Here is a 16,897-nt window from a genome sequence, read left to right as displayed (position 1 = left end):
TAACCAAATCTCCACGCCCTTGCGGCGCGTCAGCATTTTGGCCATTGATCGGGTATTCGCTTCAACCCTCATGCAAGCCAAGGATTTCTTCCACCTCGCCAGCCTGCGTTACGGCAAGCAACAAGGTCTGGGCCTGATCCCGGCGTTCGAAACGCGCCTGGTCAGCCCCGACGGGCAGTCGGTACGCAGCTTCAGTGATGTGATCATGCCGGTGGATGGCGGCCTGGAAGACGCCGACATCATCGTGCTCCCGGCCTTCTGGGACGACTTCGACGCCCTCTGCAGCCGCTACCCGCAAGTGCTGCCGTGGCTGCGCGCGCAACACGCACGCGGCGCCGTGCTCTGCGGCGAAGCCACCGGGGTGTTCTGGCTGGCCGAAGCCGGCTTGCTCGATGGCAAGGAGGCGACCACCTATTGGCGCTTTTTCAACGCCTTCAGCGAACGCTTCCCAAGGGTACAACTCAACCAGGACAAGCACCTCACCGACGCCGACAACCTGTACTGCGCCGGCGGCACCACCTCGGCGTGCGACCTCTACATCTACCTGATCGAACGCTTCTGCGGCGCCAACATCGCCCAGGCCGTAGCCCGCGACATTCTCTACGAAGTGCAACGCAACTATTCGCCGGGACGTATCGGTTTCGGTGGGCAGAAGCTGCACCAGGACGTGATCATCCTGCAGATCCAGCACTGGCTCGAAGAGCACTTCGCCGACAAGTTCCGCTTCGAAGACGTCGCCCGGGAACACGGCATGAGCATCCGCAACTTCATGCGCCGCTTCCAGACGGCGACGGGCGACAAGCCATTGCACTATCTGCAACGCCTGCGCATCGAGACGGCCAAGGGACTGCTGTCAGGCAGTCGCAAGAGCATCAAGACCATCAGTTATGAGGTGGGTTACGACGATGCGAGCTTCTTTGCGCGGTTGTTCAGGCAGCACACGGAACTGTCGCCGAACCAATACCGCCAGCAGTTCCAGCAGGCGGCATAGGCAAGGCTGAACGCGGTAAAAAATGTGGGAGCGGGCTTGCTCGCGAATGCGGTGGGTCAGTCAACATCATCCGTGACTGACAGTCCGCATTCGCGAGCAAGCCCGCTCCCACATTTGATCTATAGCGTTCTCAGGGCTTATGGCCGCGCGCGAGGAACTCGTGGGATTGCATTTCCAGCAAGCGACTCAGGGTCCGCTGGAATTCAAAGGTCAATCGACCGCCGGTGTACAGATCCTTCAACTCGACTTCCGCCGAGATGATCAGCTTCACGTTACGGTCGTAGAACTCATCGACCATGTTGATAAACCGCCGCGCGATGTCGTCGGTGGTCACGCTCATCTGCTCCACACCGCTCAAGATCACCGCATGGAAAATCTTGCCCAGCTCGATGTAGTCGTTCTGGCTGCGCGGGCCGTCGCACAGGGCGCGGAAGTCGAACCACGCCACGTCATCGCAAGTACGCAACGCGATGATTTCGCGGTTTTCGATGATCAACTTGTCGTTTTCCACCGCCTGGGTGCATTCCGGCGTCAGGGCGCGAAAGCTCTTTTTCAGGCTTTCGTGCGCCGCTTCGTTGAGCGGGAAGTGGAACAGTTCCGCTTGCTCAAGGTGACGCAGGCGGTAGTCGACGCCACTGTCGACGTTGACGATTTCGGTGTTCTGCTTGATCAGCGCGATGGCCGGCAGGAAGCGCGCGCGTTGCAGGCCGTCCTTGTACAGGCCGTCGGGCACGATGTTCGAGGTGGCGACCAGGGTCACGCCGTTCTTGAACAACTCTTCCATCAGGGTGCCAAGGATCATGGCATCGGTGATGTCGGAGACGAAGAACTCATCGAAGCAGATCACCCGCGCTTCGTCGGAGAAGCGCTTGGCAATGATGGTCAGCGGGTTTTTCTCGCCCGGCAGGGTCTTCATTTCTTCGTGCACGCGCTTCATGAAGCGGTGGAAGTGCGTCCGGACCTTTTCCTTGAACGGCAGCGCTTCGAAGAAGGTGTCCACCAGATAGGTCTTGCCGCGGCCGACGCCGCCCCAGAAATACAGGCCTTTGACTGGCGTGCGGTCTTTCTTGCCGAACAGCTTGCCGAGCATCCCTGGCTTGCTTTGCGAGGCCGCGACGAGATCGTCGTACAGGCGCTGCAAATGACGCACCGCCGTTTCCTGGGCTGCGTCATGGAAGAATTCAGGGCGTTTCAGATCAGCTTGGTATCGTTCTAGGGGCGTCATAATTTCGTTAGCAAGGCAACAAAAACGGGCCGTCACTGTAACGACGGCCCTGATTAATGGCAATCAACCCTTGGTCGGGTCAATCCTCGATGGGGGTCAACGCAACGCGCAAGGCGGCGATGGCGGCGTCACGGGAGGCGTCGTCAGCGAACTGCGCGCTGTCGGCCACGACCGCGCCGTCCAGCCATACGCTGAAGCCCAGGGCTTCGGTGCGTACGTCCAGTGCGTCGCCGTTTTGCAGCGCCTTGGTGACGGCGCCAGCGGCTTTACCGTCGGCAAAGTTGCGCGACAGCAACAATTGTTCGCCATCGGCGGCCAGCAGGCGGAAGCGGAAGCTGCCGTCATCCTCGCGGAAGCTCACGAAACGCGCCGCTTTCGCCGCTTTCTTCTTGGTCGCGACCGGTGCCGCGGCCTGCTCGACGAACGAACGCAGGCCCACTGCCTCACGCAACTCGGCGAGGAACGGTGCCGCCACGGCGCGGGCTTTCTTGGCGCCGACCAACAACAGGTCTTCCATGTCCGACGGGCGCGACATCAGTTGGTGATAACGCTCGCGGGCTTCGCCCAGTTGACCGTCCAGCAGTTGGAACAGACGGGCCTTGGCCTCGCCCCAACCCAGACCTTGCAGCAGCTCAGCGCGGAATTCTTCTTCCTGGGGCTTGCTGGCAAACGCCTGGTACAGGGTGAACAGGTGGGAGTTGTCCGGGTCCTTGGCTTCGCCCGGCGCACGGGAGTCCGTGACGATCCGCGAGATCGCGTCCTTCATGTCCTTGGCGCTGGTGAACAACGGGATGGTGTTGTCGTAGCTCTTGGACATCTTGCGGCCATCCAGGCCCGGCAAGGTGGCGACGCTTTCTTCGATCAGCGCCTCGGGCATGGTGAAGAACTCCTTGCCCTTGCCGAACAGGTGGTTGAAGCGCTGGCCGATGTCACGGGCCATTTCCACGTGCTGGATCTGGTCGCGGCCGACCGGCACCTTGTGCGCGTTGAACATCAGGATGTCCGCCGCCATCAGCACCGGGTAGCTGTACAGGCCCATGGTGATGCCCGCATCCGGGTCTTCGCCGGCTTCCACGTTCTTGTCCACCGAGGCCTTGTACGCGTGGGCGCGGTTGAGCAGGCCCTTGGCGGCAACGCAGGTGAGCAGCCAGGTCAGCTCGGGGATTTCCGGGATGTCGGACTGGCGGTAGAAGGTCACCCGGTTCACATCCAGGCCACCGGCCAGCCAGGTCGCGGCGATTTCCATGCGCGAGCGCTGGATGCGCTGCGGGTCATCGCATTTGATCAGGGCGTGGTAGTCGGCCAGGAAGTAGAAGGAGTCGGCATTGGCATCCTGGCTGGCGAGGATCGCCGGGCGGATCGCACCGGCGTAGTTGCCCAGGTGCGGCGTGCCGGTGGTGGTGATGCCGGTGAGGATACGGGTACGAGTCGTCATGGGTAATCGCTTATCAGACTGCTATCAATTCGAGAGGCGCGGCAGCACCAGATCCTTGAGATCGGTGAGCTTGCCATGAAAAAAGTGCCCGCATTCTGCCACTTTCAGCAGCTCATGGGGGCGATTCAAGGCGGCGGACCAGTCGTAGACAGTCTGCGGATCGACCACTTCGTCGGTTTCCGGCTGGATCAGGGTCAGTGGGCAGCCCTGTGGCAACACATCGGTATCACGCAGGCGCATCACTGCCGCGGCGACCATGAACAGGTGCGCGAGTTTTTCGCCCTTGGCTTCCAGACGCCCGCCAAGGCTGGCGGCGACATAACCGCCAAAGGAAAAACCGAGCAGGGTCAGCGGCAAACCGGGGTGCTTTTCCCGCAGCCAGGTGGCGGCCGCTTCGGCATCGTCCACTTCGCCAGTGCTCATGTCGTGACTGCCGGCGCTCGCGCCGACGCCACGATAGTTGAAACGCAAAGTGATCAAACCGGCATCGCGGGCGGTGCGTTGCAGGGTCGATACGACTTTATTGAGCATGGTCCCGCCCTGCACCGGGTTAGGATGGCAGATCAGCGCCAGGCCACGTGGCTCGGGGTGATCCAGGTACAAGGCTTCCAATTGGCCTACCGGGCCATCGATCAAAACAGGGGTTTCACGCATGAGCAAGAGATGAACTCCGTGACCTCTCAAAGGGTCGACTCGTCTAGCTAAAAGTCTGTGCATGGCATCATTGCGAGGTTAATCGCGGTATACAGCGCAGGTTTGAGCCGTTAACGTAAAGCAAAGCCGTTTATAGAGGAAGGACTCGTGGAACACTCGCTCTTAGTTTGGTTGTTGCCGACTCTTGCCCTGGTTGCCGGTGTCGCCATTGGATTCCTGGTCGCTCGCCTGCTGCCGAATGCCGCGCCTAACCGCACGCAGCGTCAGCTGGATGACATTCAGGAACGTTTTGACAGTTATCAGAACGAGGTGGTTACCCACTTCAACAGCACCGCAAATCTGGTCAAGAAACTCACCCAGAGCTATCAGGAAGTACAGGATCACCTCGCGGACGGCGCCAACCGCCTCGCCCTCGACGACATCACCCGCCAGCGTCTGCTGGCCGCGCTGCATTCCGATGCCCAAACCCCACGGGAGCGCCTGACCCCGCCACGGGAAAACCAGGAGCCACCACGGGACTACGCGCCAAAAACGCCGAACGCCCCAGGCATGCTGGATGAGCATTACGGCTTGAAGAAGTAAGTTTTCTTCAAGCACTAAAAAGCCCGGCTGATCGATGATCAGCCGGGCTTTTTGTTGGCTTCATTTTACAGAACAGTGGAGATCCAATGTGGGACCGGGTGCAGCCTCAAGCCGGTTGTTGTTCCTGCAACAACCCACCCTCAATCCGCACATGCCGCCCATGGAAGCGCTTGAGGCTGCTGCGATGGCCCACGCTGACGATGCTCAACCCCGGCAATTCATCGATCAACGCCTGGTACAGCGTCGCCTCATCCTCTTCATCCATGGCCGAGGTCGCTTCGTCCATGTACAGCCACTGCGGCGCAAACAACAGCGCGCGGGCAAACGCCAAACGCTGCTGCTCACCCGGCGAAAGCATGCGCTGCCAGTGGTTGGCTTCGTCCAGGCGCGCCACCAGATGGGGCAAGCGGCAGGTCTGCAGCACCTGTGCATAACGTTGCGCCGGGTAGGCGCTGTCGTCCTGTGGATAACTCAGTACGGCTTTCAAGGTGCCAATCGGCAGATAAGGCTTTTGCGGCAGGAACAGATAACGCGCCGCCGGCAGGCGAATGCTGCCGTGCCCCGCCGGCCACAAATGCCCCATCGCACGCAGCAAGGTACTTTTGCCGCTGCCGGAACGCCCGCTGAGCATCACACGCTGGCCGGGCTCGACACTCATGTCGGCATCGCTCAGCAGGTGGCGGCCATCGGCCAGGTCCATCCGCAGCCCTTGCACCACCAGGCGCTCGCCTTCCGAACGCACATCGATCGCCGGCGGGCGCTGCTCGTTGTCACTCATGGCCTGTTGAAAGCTCAGCAGACGATCACTGGTGGCACGCCACGACGCCAGGTCCGAGTACGCGTTGATAAACCAGCTGAAGTTCTCTTGCACGTTGCCGAACGCCGAGTTGATTTGCATCAGCTCGCCCAACTCGATCTTGCCGGCGAAGTAACGCGGCGCGGCGACGATAAACGGGAAGATGATCGCGATCTGGCTGTAGCCGGCAGTGAAAAACGTCAGGCGCTTGGAAACTTTCATGATGTCCCAGAAGTTGTGCCAGACCTTGCTGAAACGTGCGCTCAAGCGCTGTTTTTCATTCGGTTCGCCGTTATACAGCGCGATGCTCTCAGCGTTCTCACGCACCCGCACCATGGAGAAACGCAAGTCCGCTTCAAAGCGTTGTTGTTGGTTGTTCAAGCCGATCAAGCGACGGCCGATCAGGTGGGTCAGCCAACTGCCCACGGCGGCGTACAGCAACGCGCACCAGAACATGTAGCCGGGGATGGTGATGCCAAACACGTCGATACTGCCCGACACGCCCCACAGGATGATCGAGAACGACACCAGGCTGACCACATTGCGCAACAACCCCAGGCCCAGGCTCAAGGAACTGGAGGTGAAGTTGTTGAGGTCTTCGGAAATCCGCTGGTCCGGGTTATCGGTGTAACCGCCCTGCTCCAGCTGGTAATAGTTTTTGTCGGCGAGCCAGCGGGCGAAGTGTTTTTCGGTAAGCCAGGCCCGCCAGCGGATGGTCAGCATCTGGGTCAGGTACAGGCGGTACACCGCCCCCAGAATCGCCACGGCGGCAATCGCGCAGAAATAGCCGATCAACTGCCAGAACGCGGCGGTGTCCTTGTGTTCAAGGGCGTTGTAGAAATCCTTGTACCAGTGGTTGATCCACACCGAAATCGCCACGCTGAACAGCGACAAGCCAATCACCGCCGCCAGCAGCAGCCACGCCTTGCCCTTCTCTTCACTGCGCCAATACGGCGTGATCATCGCCCAGGTTCGGCGCAGGAATTGCCCACGCACCGCGTCATTGACCGCGCAATACTCAGCGTTCTGATTCATCGTTCAGGCTCTGTAAGGAAATGTAACAGACGTTTGAACCGATCATAGACGATCGGTTCAGGGCTCCGTGCGGCCTGAAGCGGGTTGTTCAGACTTCGTTCAGCGGCGTACCGGACGCTTTTGCAGTTTGCGCTGCAAGGTACGACGGTGCATGCCCAGGGCGCGGGCAGTGGCGGAGATGTTGCCTTCGTGCTCGGTCAACACCCGCTGGATGTGTTCCCACTGCAAGCGGTCCACCGACATCGGGTTTTCCGGCACCAGGGTGTCGAGGTCGGCATGCTCGGAAAGCAAGGCGGCCAGCACGTCGTCGGCGTCCGCCGGTTTGCACAGGTAGTTGCACGCGCCGCGCTTGATCGCCTCGACGGCGGTGGCAATGCTGGAGTAGCCGGTGAGGATCACCACGCGCATTTCCGGGTCGAGCTCCAGCAGCTTGGGCAACAGCACCAGGCCGGAATCGCCGTCCATTTTCAGGTCGAGCGCGGCGTAGTCCGGCAGGTCGGCCTGGGCGATGGTCAGGCCTTCTTCGGCGGAACCGGCGGTGCTCACGCGGAAACCGCGACGGCTCATGGCGCGTGCCATCACGCGGGTAAAGGTGGCGTCGTCATCTACCAGCAACAGGTGCGGCAGTTCTTCGCCTTCGACTTGGATCTCGTCACTCATCGATATCTCCTCGTGCGACACGGGGCAGGCGCAGCTCGGTGAGCGTGCCACCTTCCTCATGACTATAGAGCTTCACTGAGCCGCCCGCGCGGGTCACGCTGGCCTTGCTCAAAAACAGGCCGAGGCCGAAGCCTTTGCCCTTGGTGGTAAAGAACGGTTTGCCGATCTGCTCGGCAATGGCCAACGGCACGCCCGCGCCGTGGTCACGAATATTGATGGTCACGTGTTCCGCATCCCAGTCCAGCTGCACGCCCAGGCCTTCGGGGCAGGCGTCAGCGGCATTGTTCAACAGGTTGAGCAACGCCTGGGTCAGGTCGGGCGGCGGCGCCATGCGCGGGACGGTGCCTTGCCCAAGCAGGTGGAAGCGGTAACTGGCTTCGGGGCGCATCAGGTGCCAGCGGTTCAAGGCTTCGTCGAGCCACTGGGTCACGTCCTGCATCTCCACCGCCAGGCGGCGATTGGCTTCGGCGGCGCGCACCAGTTGCTGCAAGGTCTGCTTGCATTGCTTGACCTGCTCCTGCAACACCCCGAGGTCTTCCTGCAGGGCAGGGTCGTGGTGGTCTTGAATGATTTCCTTGAGCAGTACGCTCATGGTCGCCAGCGGCGTACCCAACTCATGCGCCGCACCGGCGGCCTGGGTGGCCACGGCCAGCAGTTGCTGATCGCGCAGGCCTTCTTCCCGCCGAATGGCGCGCAGCTGTTCCTGGCGGCGCAACTCTTCGGCCATGCGCGCAGCGAAAAAGGTGATGACCGCGGCGGACAGGGCAAAACTCAACCACATCCCGTAGATCTGCAGGTTTTCCCGGGCAATGGGAAAGGTCTGCAGCGGATAGAAGCGCGCCAGCAACAAGGTGTAGAGGGTCAGGGCGATACCCGACAGCACCACCGAATAGCGCCACGGCAACGTCACGGCGGCGATGGTCAACGGCACCAGATAATACGAAACGAACGGATTGGTGGAACCGCCGGAGAAATACAGCAACACACTGTGGATAAACAGGTCGCAGGCCAATTGCAGCGCATATTCCAACTCGGTCACCGGCCACGTGGTGCGCAGGCGGATCGCGGTAAACACGCACAGCACGGTGGAAAAACCCAGGGTCACACCCAGTTGCAGCCACGGCAGTGGCAACAGGTCGAACCAATAGGCAAGCCCAACGGAGCCGGCCTGTGCGGCCAGGACCAGCGTGCGGATGAACGTCAGGCGCCAGAGGTTCTGGCGAGTGGCGGAAGTCAGTTTTACGGCGGCGAGCATGAGCTCTCCCGGTGAGCGCTGCAGGCGGATCGGCAGGAGTATAAACGATGCCGGCCGGCTGGCACGGCGCGTGTGGCTCTTTGCCGCAGGGCCGGCGAATGACCGTTCGTCGGCCCCACACAACTTGTAGCGAATGTGTAAACCCGAAGAACCCGATGCCACCGTCTACAGTCTTATCGAACACGACTATCCCAAGGAGCTCTCATGTCTCGTTTCACTCGCAGCGCAGCCGTCATCACCCTCAGCGTCGGCACCCTGGTCAGCGTGCCTGCATTGGCCGCCGACGCACTGAACTACAACCAGATTTCCCTGCGCGCCGAGGTCAGCCAGGAAGTTGCCCGCGACAAGATGATCGTGACCCTCTACACCGAATCCCAGAACAGCGACCCGGCCAAGCTCGCCGCTGAAATCACCACCACCATGAACAAGGCCCTGGGCCAGGCGCGCGAAGTCAAAGGCGTGACCCTGCGCCAGGGCAGTCGCAACAGCTACCCGATCTACGACAACAAGAACCAGAAGATCACCGGCTGGCGCGAGCGTGCCGAACTGCGCCTGGAAAGCGCGGACTTCCCGGCACTGTCCAAGCTCACCGGCGAACTGCTCAACACGCTGAAAATGGACAGCATGGATTTCGCCATCGCCGATGCCACGCGCAAGGCCAGCGAAGATTCATTGCTCAAGGACGCCGTCGCCGCCTTCAAGGCCCGTGCGCAACTGGCCACCGACGCGTTGGGCGGCAAGGGCTACAAGATCGTCAACCTGAACTTCAACACCAACGGCTATCCGCAACCCTACGCACGCGGTGGAATGATGATGAAAGCCGCCGCGATGGACTCGGCGCCGACACCGGACGTGGAGGCTGGCACCAGCCAAGTCAACATGAGTGCCGACGGGGTGATTGAAGTCTTGCAATAACTTCACGAACAGGCGGTAACAACGGCGCATTCCTCGCAGGTTTGCGCCTTTTTCTTGGGCGTCGTCATATGCCGCAGCATGTTCTCTGGAATCCCCGGCAGGATTTTCCCGACACAGAGAGTGCCGCAGCGACAGGGAGTGCTGCGTAGGCATATTGTCTACCTCACGAGAACCCAGCTCATGTCTATCTCTGCAATTTACACCGCGCCTCTCCAACAACATTCCACCCATTTACCCACGCCCTCTCCCGTAGCGCCGGTGCCACAGGCCAGCGTCGGTACAACGGCGTCGCCCCACGAGACCGCTCTGCTCAACGCCTACATTGCGGCGGTACAACGTAAAGTACTGCACAACGATGCCGGTCTGGTGAAGGTGCCGCCCCAGAGCACCCTGGGCCAATGGCTGGAGCTGTATCGGGCCCAAGTGGAACACCCGGTTGTGCAACGCTGGATGCACGATCAGAAGATCGATCCCTCTGCCCTGCTTTCAATCGACCCCTTCAAGGGCACGCTGACCGTCGGGGTCGACGCACAGAACAAAACCTTTTCGCTCTCGGACACCTCCGGCTGGGGCCAGGTTTCTGGCCCGTTGCTGGCCGCTGCAAAAGTAATCGCCCCCGAAAACAAAGGTGCCTTGCGCGTACGATTCGGTGATGGCTACACACAGGTCAGCGCCAAAGTGGTGGCGAACTTCCAGGGCATCGCGCTTCCTACAAACCGTTCCAAGGCCAGTGACCAAATCAAGCATCTGGAGCAGCAAAAAGCCTTCGACCCTATCCCGGCGGACGACCGTGTGCGCCCGGCCAGCAGCCGTTCAGCGGAAGCCCTGGAGGTGCACAAAAAAAATGCAGCCACGTTCTACAGCAGTGCTCCGCAAGCGCTGGAGTACAAGCATCTGGCAGTCGATGTTGCGACTAACCTGCCTGACACACGGGCAGAAGCAAAGAAGTGGGCAGAGGCACTCATTTTCAAGTTGACCGGCAAACATGTCGACGCGGACACCCTCTATTTCAATCGCTTCGACAACTACAACACGCCGATGTTCGGAGCCACCGCCTCAGGCACCGAGCATTTCAACGATGAGCCAAAATCGTCGTTGCGCCTGCCCGATGCACTGCTGAAAAACTTCTCCGAACATGACGCAATTCCAGGCGAACTGGATGCTCACGCCGGTATATACACCGTCGGATACGGCGCAGGTGCAACAGGCGGATACGGCGCCCGTAACGAATTCCCCTTGGCCCCATCCAAACTCATGCACGAGAGCTGGAAAACCGATTTCCAAGGCCAAATGGACAAGAAGATCGACAAGTTCTGGAGCACGCATACCGAAAGCTATGAGACCGCCATCAAAGGAGAGTTCACCTACCAGGCCCGCAAACAATTGAAGGAGGCCGAGGCCAGGCCCGCGGCAGAACAAGCGGTGCAGGCTCCCGAACATCGATTTACGCGCGACGACTACCGCTTGGTTATGGGCGCCGTGTCCAACCTGCCACTCGATGAAAACGCGCCGCTAAGCGTTGAGCAGCTCAAGGCCAAGGCTCCAGCCAACGGAGTTGTGAAGGCGTACGCCCTCAACATCCACGGGATTACGTCCAGCGATATTGTGCGATTCAGTGCGGACGACGGTAGTCGGCAAGTCATCTACATACCCGGAGCCGTGCCGGCGTTTCTGAGATTTGATTCTCTCGACCAGTTGAACAAGTGGATCACTAACCAAGCCGATGACCCTAAAAAACGCGAGGCCTTGGCCGCTCATTTTCCGTTGGCCTCTCGACAAGACCATGCGCATAAGCCAGGCGTGGGTGAGAGTATTCTTGAGGGGTTGATCCCAGGACTCGCTCTTGCGACTTCGGTGATTAAATCCAAAGGTCTGGACACCGTACTCAGCGAAATGGCAGACGGTAGCCTGAAGGGACCGGCCGTCAGTGCCAGCCACTCAAAGATCGAGGGCGATGTGTTTTCCACACTGACATCTGCCAGCAAGGTGCGTATGAGCAGCGATGCAGACATCGTGATCAAATCCAACAGCGAGGTGATCCGGGATACTTGGCTGAACGACATTACCGTGGCCGCAGGCTTACTGGCCAAGCTTGCCCCCATCGCGGCACCGGTAGCGGCTGCCGCAGTCATCACAGGCTTGGCTGAGGTGGCGCTGGGAGCAGAAAAGGCATCATCCGGTGACACCCAGGCTGAACGCAAAGACGGTGCGTCCAAGGCATTCGATGGTGTGCTGAACGTGTTGTTCTCGGCCGGCGCCAGCACCGTCCCCAAAGATCCTTTTGCTCTACCTCCCGAGAATGAAATAGCTGCGCAGGAGCCGATGCCTCGACCTGACGTCAATGCCGGTGAAGAGCCACAACCGGGGTCATCCAGCGGTAAGCCCGTTGTGCCCGCCCCTGAGGCGGGGCCTGCGGCCAGATCCAAATCGCTCATTCCCTTGGCTCAATACGCTGTTCCGGAAGGCGAAGCGCTGATAAAGAACGCCACCGCCGACGCGAAGGGGGTCTATCGAGTGAGCGACAGCGACGGGGTGCTGCATCAATACGTGCGCCTGACCGATGAAACAGGCACAAGTAAGGTATTTGAAATATCAGGTCGCTACAGGACGGGGAACTCATTCGCCAAAATCATTGATCCCAATAATGGCGCGGGTCTGATAGTGATAACACCCGGCCGCAATGGCGAGTGGGCGCGAGCTCCAGCCGATGGCGGTACATGGTGGAAACGTACACCTTCGCCAACACCAAGCCTGGAACCCAGGACACCGCCAAAACTATCGGATCAGTTCCTTGAAGTCGATGGCACAAAAATCAAGGGCTCCGAAAAACTGGACAATTACTTCAATCTTGATGGCAACGACTACGTTTACGGCATTGCTGTGGGCGATGACGGTGAAGTCATCCCGCAAATTTCCTGGACATCTGAAGAGAATCCCGCATTAGCCACTCCACCACCTACCGAATACAATTCGGCGTTCGGCACCAATGAATACACAGAACAGTTCCTTAAAGATTTAAACCGCAGCAAGCTCACCATACAAGCCCCCGGTGACATCAAACTGGAAATTGATATCGGTAAACAAATACGAGAGCTTGAATTGGAAAAGGGCAGACTCCTATCCACGGCCGAAATGGATGAACTCAAACAAAAAGCTATCGAATCGATTGAGAAGCTTATTCCTGACCCCGCGCTGAGAAGACGCATATCTGAACTTGCCAATCAATGGGCACTCGGCGCGGCCCCGGATGAATTCAGAACGTCTCGATTCAAAGGTGAGTTTTTTGGAAGCGGACGTGACCCGCATTTTTACGTCAACTATGATCCGGCAAACGATGCAACCACGGTCACGGCCAAGTCCGATTTTATAGTCACCAAACTAGATGAACAGAATGGTGAGCTCGAGCGCCTTAATGATCTGGATGTAAAAGCATCCAGAACACTCACCCTCCGTCGCAGCAATGAACTGGACAGTGACGGCTATGTCTTGGACCCCTCTTCGCCGACACGTATAGAGGTTAGACCTACGCAAGGCTGATGGCGCTCCTCCCTATCACGTCCTACTGAACGGCGGTAACCTCGGTGACCGCCGTTTTCGTTTGGGCAGCGAATCTATGCCTGCCATCTCAGGGGTCTCCATGGAAAGAATCACCTTCAAACCGCTCTTCCTCGTCGCGGGCCTGCTGGCCTTCATGCCAATGGCCCAGGCGGCCAGCACCCTGGTCTACTGCTCCGAAGCCAGCCCCGCCGGTTTCGACCCTAGCCAGTACACCAGCGGCACCGATTTCGATGCATCGGCCGAAACCGTGTTCAACCGCCTGACCCAGTTCAAGCGCGGCGGCACCGAAGTGGAACCCGGCCTGGCCACAAGCTGGGACGTGTCCAATGACGGCCTGACGTATACCTTCCACCTGCGGGATGGCGTCAAGTTCCACACCACGGATTTCTTCACCCCGACCCGCGATTTCAACGCCGATGATGTGCTGTTCACCTTCAACCGCCTGCTGGATGCCGACAGCCCGTTTCGCAAGGCCTACCCATCCGAGTCGCCGTATTTCACCGACATGGGCTTGAACACCACGATCAAGAGCGTCGAAAAACTCGACGAGCACAGCGTGCGCTTCAACCTGAACAACGTCGATGCCGCGTTCGTGCAGAACCTGGCCATGAGTTTCGCCTCGGTGCAGTCCGCCGAATATGCCGCGCAACTGTTGAAAGACGGCGCAGCCTCCGACATCAACCAGAAACCCGTCGGCACCGGGCCGTTCGTGTTCAAGCGCTACCAGAAAGACTCGCAGATTCGCTACGTGGCCAATAAACAGTATTGGAAACCCGAGGACGTGAAACTCGACAACCTGGTGTTCGCCATCACCCCCGATGCCGCCTCGCGCCTGCAAAAGCTCAAGGCCGGCGAATGCCAGGTCGGCGGCTACCCACGCCCGTCCGACATCGAAGTGATGAAGCAGGACCCCAACCTGCGCGTGCTGCAACAGGCGGGTTTCAACCTGGGCTTTCTGGCCTACAACGTGACCCATCCGCCGCTGGACCAGCTCAAGGTGCGCCAGGCCCTGGACATGGCCATCGACAAGCCGGCGATCATCAAAGCCGTATACCAGAGCGCCGGGCAATTGGCGCAGAACGCCCTGCCACCGGCGCAGTGGTCTTATGACCCGAATATCAAGGACGCGCCCTACGATCCCACCAAAGCCAAGGCGCTACTAAAAGAAGCAGGCATTGCGCCAGGCACCACCATCAACCTGTGGGCCATGACGGTCCAACGCGCGTCCAACCCGAATGCGCGTATGTCGGCACAAATGATCCAACAGGATTGGGACAAGGTCGGCATCAAGGCCAACATCGTCAGCTATGAGTGGGGCGAATACATCAAGCGCGCCAAAAACGGCGAACACGACGCGATGATTTATGGCTGGACCGGCGACAACGGCGACCCGGATAACTGGCTCGGCGTGCTCTACAGTTGTGCCGCAGTGAAGGGCAGCAACTACGCCAAATGGTGTAACCCGGCCTACGACAAGCTGGTGCAGCAGGCCAAGGTCAGCAGTGACCGCGAGCAGCGCATCAAGTGGTATCAACAGGCGCAAAAAATACTTAAAGAACAAGTACCTATAACACCTATTGCGAACTCGACGGTTTTCCAACCCCTGCGCAAGGAAGTGCGCGACTTCAAGATCAGCCCGTTTGGGCTCACGCCGTTCTACGGCGTCAGTCTAGATAAGTAACAGCAACGCCCCAAGCGGGTGCGCCAGACGCCTCGCTCGGTCTTTTTTGGTGCGCCTGGCGCACCGAAAAAACCCTCGAAATGTACGAAATCATGTACGAACTTTCATATTTGCGACATTCCTGTACGTTCGTACCACTCTTTTAACCTCGTATCGGTTCTGCGTCTTGCAATGGGTATGGCCCCTGCATAAGTATCCGCAGGTCGACTCACGAGGTCGCCCTCACTACCAAAAATGACAACAAATCATGAGGCCAACATGCTTAAACACGCAGTCCTTCCGCTTTTAGTTAGCGCTGGCCTTATGGCCGCAGCCCCTTTCGCCCAAGCGGCGACTAACCTGGTGTTCTGCTCCGAAGGGAGCCCGGCCGGTTTTGACCCAGGCCAGTACACCACCGGAACAGACTTCGATGCTTCGGCAGAGACCATGTTCAACCGCCTCAGCCAGTTCGAGCGCGGCGGCACCGCCGTTGTTCCTGGCCTGGCCACCAGCTGGGACGTGTCCCCGGATGGCCTGACCTACACCTTCCACCTGCGCGAAGGCGTCAAGTTCCACACCACCCCGTACTTCAAGCCAACTCGTGAATTTTCGGCTGACGACGTACTGTTCACCTTTAATCGGATGATCAACAAAGACGATCCTTTCCGTAAGGCCTACCCCACCGAGTTCCCGTACTTCACGGACATGGGGATGGACACCAACATCAAGAACATCGAGAAAGTCGATGACCACACCGTCAAGTTCACCCTTGGCACCGTGGACGCGGCTTTCATCCAGAACCTGGCCATGAGCTTCGCCTCGATCCAGTCGGCCGAATACGCCGCCCAACTGTTGAAAGAAGGCAAGGCCCAGGACATCAACCAGAAGCCGATCGGCACTGGCCCGTTCGTGTTCAAGAGCTACCAGAAAGACTCGAACATTCGCTACACCGGCAACAAGAACTACTGGAAACCTGACGACGTGAAGATCGACAACCTGATCTTCGCCATCACCACCGACCCGTCGGTGCGTATCCAGAAGCTGAAGAAAAACGAATGCCAGGTCACCCTGTTCCCACGTCCGGCCGACCTCAAGGCGCTGGGCGAAGACAAGGACCTGAAACTGCCGCACCAGGCGGGCTTCAACCTGGGCTACGTTGCCTACAATGTGATGGACAAGGTCAAGGGCAGCGACCAGCCAAACCCACTGGCGGACCTGCGCGTACGCCAGGCAATGGACATGTCGGTAAACAAGCAGCAGATCATCGACTCCGTATACCAAGGCGCCGGCCAACTGGCCACCAACGCCATGCCGCCGACCCAGTGGTCCTATGACACCACCGTCAAGGACGCCAAGTACGATCCTGAAAAAGCCAAGGCCCTGCTCAAGGAAGCCGGCGTCAAGGAAGGTACCGAGATCGTGCTGTGGGCCATGCCGGTTCAGCGTCCGTACAACCCGAACGCCAAGCTGATGGCTGAAATGCTGCAAAATGACTGGTCCAAGATCGGCCTGAAGGTCAAGATCACCAGCTACGAGTGGGGCGAGTACATCAAGCGCTCCAAAGGCGGCGAGAACCAGGCCATGATCATTGGCTGGAGCGGCGACAATGGTGACCCGGACAACTGGCTGAACGTGCTGTTCGGCTGCGATTCGCTGGCCGGCAACAACTTCTCCAAATGGTGCGACAAGAAATTCGACGGCATCGTAAAAGAAGCCAAGGCTACGTCCGACGTCGCCAAACGCACCGAGCTGTACAAGCAGGCGCAACACATCCTCAAAGATGCTGTCCCGATGACACCTATCGCACACTCGACGGTGTATCAACCCATGCGCAACACCGTGCAGGACTTCAAGATCAGCCCGTTTGGCTTGAACTCCTTCTACGGCGTGAGCGTAAGCGGCAAGTAAAAATCAATAACGGCGACGTTTCATAACGTCGCCGTTATTGCATCCGCCATGACAGTAGGAAACAGACCACAGTCGCATTCGTTGCCGTCCTACAGCAATAAACTGCGATCCCTGTCTACGTTACCTACAAAGTCAGTCAGATTTTGCGCATTTACTGCGAAGTCCACGGCCCATAACGTCGTAGGACAGCAGAGGCTGCAATCTGATGGGCACTTGCTGCGTG

Annotated in this window: 12 protein-coding genes; 6 read left to right on the top strand and 6 right to left on the bottom strand. The window is 59.1% G+C overall.

Going from position 1 to position 16,897, the window contains the following annotated elements; genetic code table 11:
- Positions 1-70 precede the first annotated feature (70 nt).
- Complete coding sequence (locus PSH81_RS04300) at positions 71-991, top strand: GlxA family transcriptional regulator (RefSeq protein ID WP_192297837.1); 921 nt, start codon at positions 71-73, stop codon at positions 989-991.
- A gap of 130 nt (positions 992-1,121) precedes the next feature.
- Here the strand turns inward: PSH81_RS04300 and zapE are convergent, their stop codons facing one another.
- From zapE to PSH81_RS04285, 3 genes are all read right to left on the bottom strand, one after another.
- A complete protein-coding gene (gene zapE / locus PSH81_RS04295) occupies positions 1,122-2,216 on the bottom strand; it encodes a cell division protein ZapE (RefSeq protein WP_192297703.1) in 1,095 nt (364 codons plus the stop codon).
- Between the two features lie 79 nt (positions 2,217-2,295).
- Entirely contained in the window at positions 2,296-3,651 is a 1,356-nt protein-coding gene (locus PSH81_RS04290; protein ID WP_305392070.1) for a tryptophan--tRNA ligase, read from the bottom strand.
- Positions 3,652-3,675: 24 nt separating this feature from the next.
- A complete protein-coding gene (locus PSH81_RS04285; RefSeq protein WP_192297705.1) occupies positions 3,676-4,305 on the bottom strand; it encodes an alpha/beta hydrolase in 630 nt (209 codons plus the stop codon).
- 147 nt (positions 4,306-4,452) lie between these two features.
- Here PSH81_RS04285 and PSH81_RS04280 point away from each other — a divergent pair, with 147 nt between their 5' ends.
- The gene (locus tag PSH81_RS04280) at positions 4,453-4,887 is read left to right on the top strand and encodes a YhcB family protein (protein WP_226456482.1); all 435 of its coding nucleotides are present in this window, start codon (positions 4,453-4,455) and stop codon (positions 4,885-4,887) included.
- Positions 4,888-4,993: 106 nt separating this feature from the next.
- Here PSH81_RS04280 and PSH81_RS04275 read toward each other — a convergent pair whose 3' ends face one another.
- The 3 genes from PSH81_RS04275 to PSH81_RS04265 all read right to left on the bottom strand — a co-directional run bounded on the left by PSH81_RS04275 (position 4,994) and on the right by PSH81_RS04265 (position 8,633).
- Positions 4,994-6,718: an ABC transporter ATP-binding protein/permease gene (locus PSH81_RS04275; protein WP_226456483.1), complete on the bottom strand. Its 1,725-nt coding sequence runs from the start codon at positions 6,716-6,718 to the stop codon at positions 4,994-4,996.
- A gap of 99 nt (positions 6,719-6,817) precedes the next feature.
- A complete protein-coding gene (locus tag PSH81_RS04270) occupies positions 6,818-7,378 on the bottom strand; it encodes a response regulator transcription factor (RefSeq protein WP_003171731.1) in 561 nt (186 codons plus the stop codon).
- Positions 7,371-8,633 (bottom strand): ATP-binding protein, encoded by a 1,263-nt coding sequence (locus PSH81_RS04265; protein ID WP_192297707.1) that lies wholly within the window; start codon positions 8,631-8,633, stop codon positions 7,371-7,373. The genes PSH81_RS04270 and PSH81_RS04265 overlap by 8 nt, the downstream gene beginning before the upstream one ends.
- Positions 8,634-8,837: 204 nt before the next feature.
- Here PSH81_RS04265 and PSH81_RS04260 point away from each other — a divergent pair, with 204 nt between their 5' ends.
- From PSH81_RS04260 to PSH81_RS04245, 4 genes are all read left to right on the top strand, one after another.
- Positions 8,838-9,548 carry an SIMPL domain-containing protein gene (locus tag PSH81_RS04260; RefSeq protein WP_226456484.1) on the top strand — a complete coding sequence of 237 codons (711 nt, stop codon included), beginning with the start codon at positions 8,838-8,840 and terminating at the stop codon, positions 9,546-9,548.
- 180 nt (positions 9,549-9,728) lie between these two features.
- Positions 9,729-13,085, top strand: coding sequence for a dermonecrotic toxin domain-containing protein (locus tag PSH81_RS04255; protein WP_305392069.1), 3,357 nt, complete (start codon positions 9,729-9,731; stop codon positions 13,083-13,085).
- Between the two features lie 100 nt (positions 13,086-13,185).
- Positions 13,186-14,787 carry an ABC transporter substrate-binding protein gene (locus PSH81_RS04250; protein WP_305392068.1) on the top strand — a complete coding sequence of 534 codons (1,602 nt, stop codon included), beginning with the start codon at positions 13,186-13,188 and terminating at the stop codon, positions 14,785-14,787.
- A gap of 258 nt (positions 14,788-15,045) precedes the next feature.
- Complete coding sequence (locus PSH81_RS04245; RefSeq protein WP_305392067.1) at positions 15,046-16,674, top strand: ABC transporter substrate-binding protein; 1,629 nt, start codon at positions 15,046-15,048, stop codon at positions 16,672-16,674.
- Positions 16,675-16,897 lie beyond the last annotated feature (223 nt).

The organism is Pseudomonas sp. FP2335, assembly GCF_030687535.1.
Lineage (GTDB): Bacteria > Pseudomonadota > Gammaproteobacteria > Pseudomonadales > Pseudomonadaceae > Aquipseudomonas.
The sequence above is the reverse complement of the archived record's forward strand: the minus strand, read 5'-3'. Positions and strand labels throughout refer to the sequence as shown.

Excerpts from the sequence above, each read along its gene's own strand:
- PSH81_RS04245 (WP_305392067.1), top strand. The coding sequence starts at position 15,046 with ATGCTTAAACACGCAGTCCTTCCGCTTTTAGTTAGCGCTGGCCTTATG.
- PSH81_RS04250 (WP_305392068.1), top strand. The coding sequence starts at position 13,186 with ATGGAAAGAATCACCTTCAAACCGCTCTTCCTCGTCGCGGGCCTGCTG.
- PSH81_RS04285 (WP_192297705.1), bottom strand. The coding sequence starts at position 4,305 with ATGCGTGAAACCCCTGTTTTGATCGATGGCCCGGTAGGCCAATTGGAA.
- PSH81_RS04290 (WP_305392070.1), bottom strand. The coding sequence starts at position 3,651 with ATGACGACTCGTACCCGTATCCTCACCGGCATCACCACCACCGGCACG.
- PSH81_RS04270 (WP_003171731.1), bottom strand. The coding sequence starts at position 7,378 with ATGAGTGACGAGATCCAAGTCGAAGGCGAAGAACTGCCGCACCTGTTG.
- PSH81_RS04300 (WP_192297837.1), top strand. The coding sequence starts at position 71 with ATGCAAGCCAAGGATTTCTTCCACCTCGCCAGCCTGCGTTACGGCAAG.
- zapE (WP_192297703.1), bottom strand. The coding sequence starts at position 2,216 with ATGACGCCCCTAGAACGATACCAAGCTGATCTGAAACGCCCTGAATTC.
- PSH81_RS04265 (WP_192297707.1), bottom strand. The coding sequence starts at position 8,633 with ATGCTCGCCGCCGTAAAACTGACTTCCGCCACTCGCCAGAACCTCTGG.
- PSH81_RS04255 (WP_305392069.1), top strand. The coding sequence starts at position 9,729 with ATGTCTATCTCTGCAATTTACACCGCGCCTCTCCAACAACATTCCACC.
- PSH81_RS04275 (WP_226456483.1), bottom strand. The coding sequence starts at position 6,718 with ATGAATCAGAACGCTGAGTATTGCGCGGTCAATGACGCGGTGCGTGGG.
- PSH81_RS04260 (WP_226456484.1), top strand. The coding sequence starts at position 8,838 with ATGTCTCGTTTCACTCGCAGCGCAGCCGTCATCACCCTCAGCGTCGGC.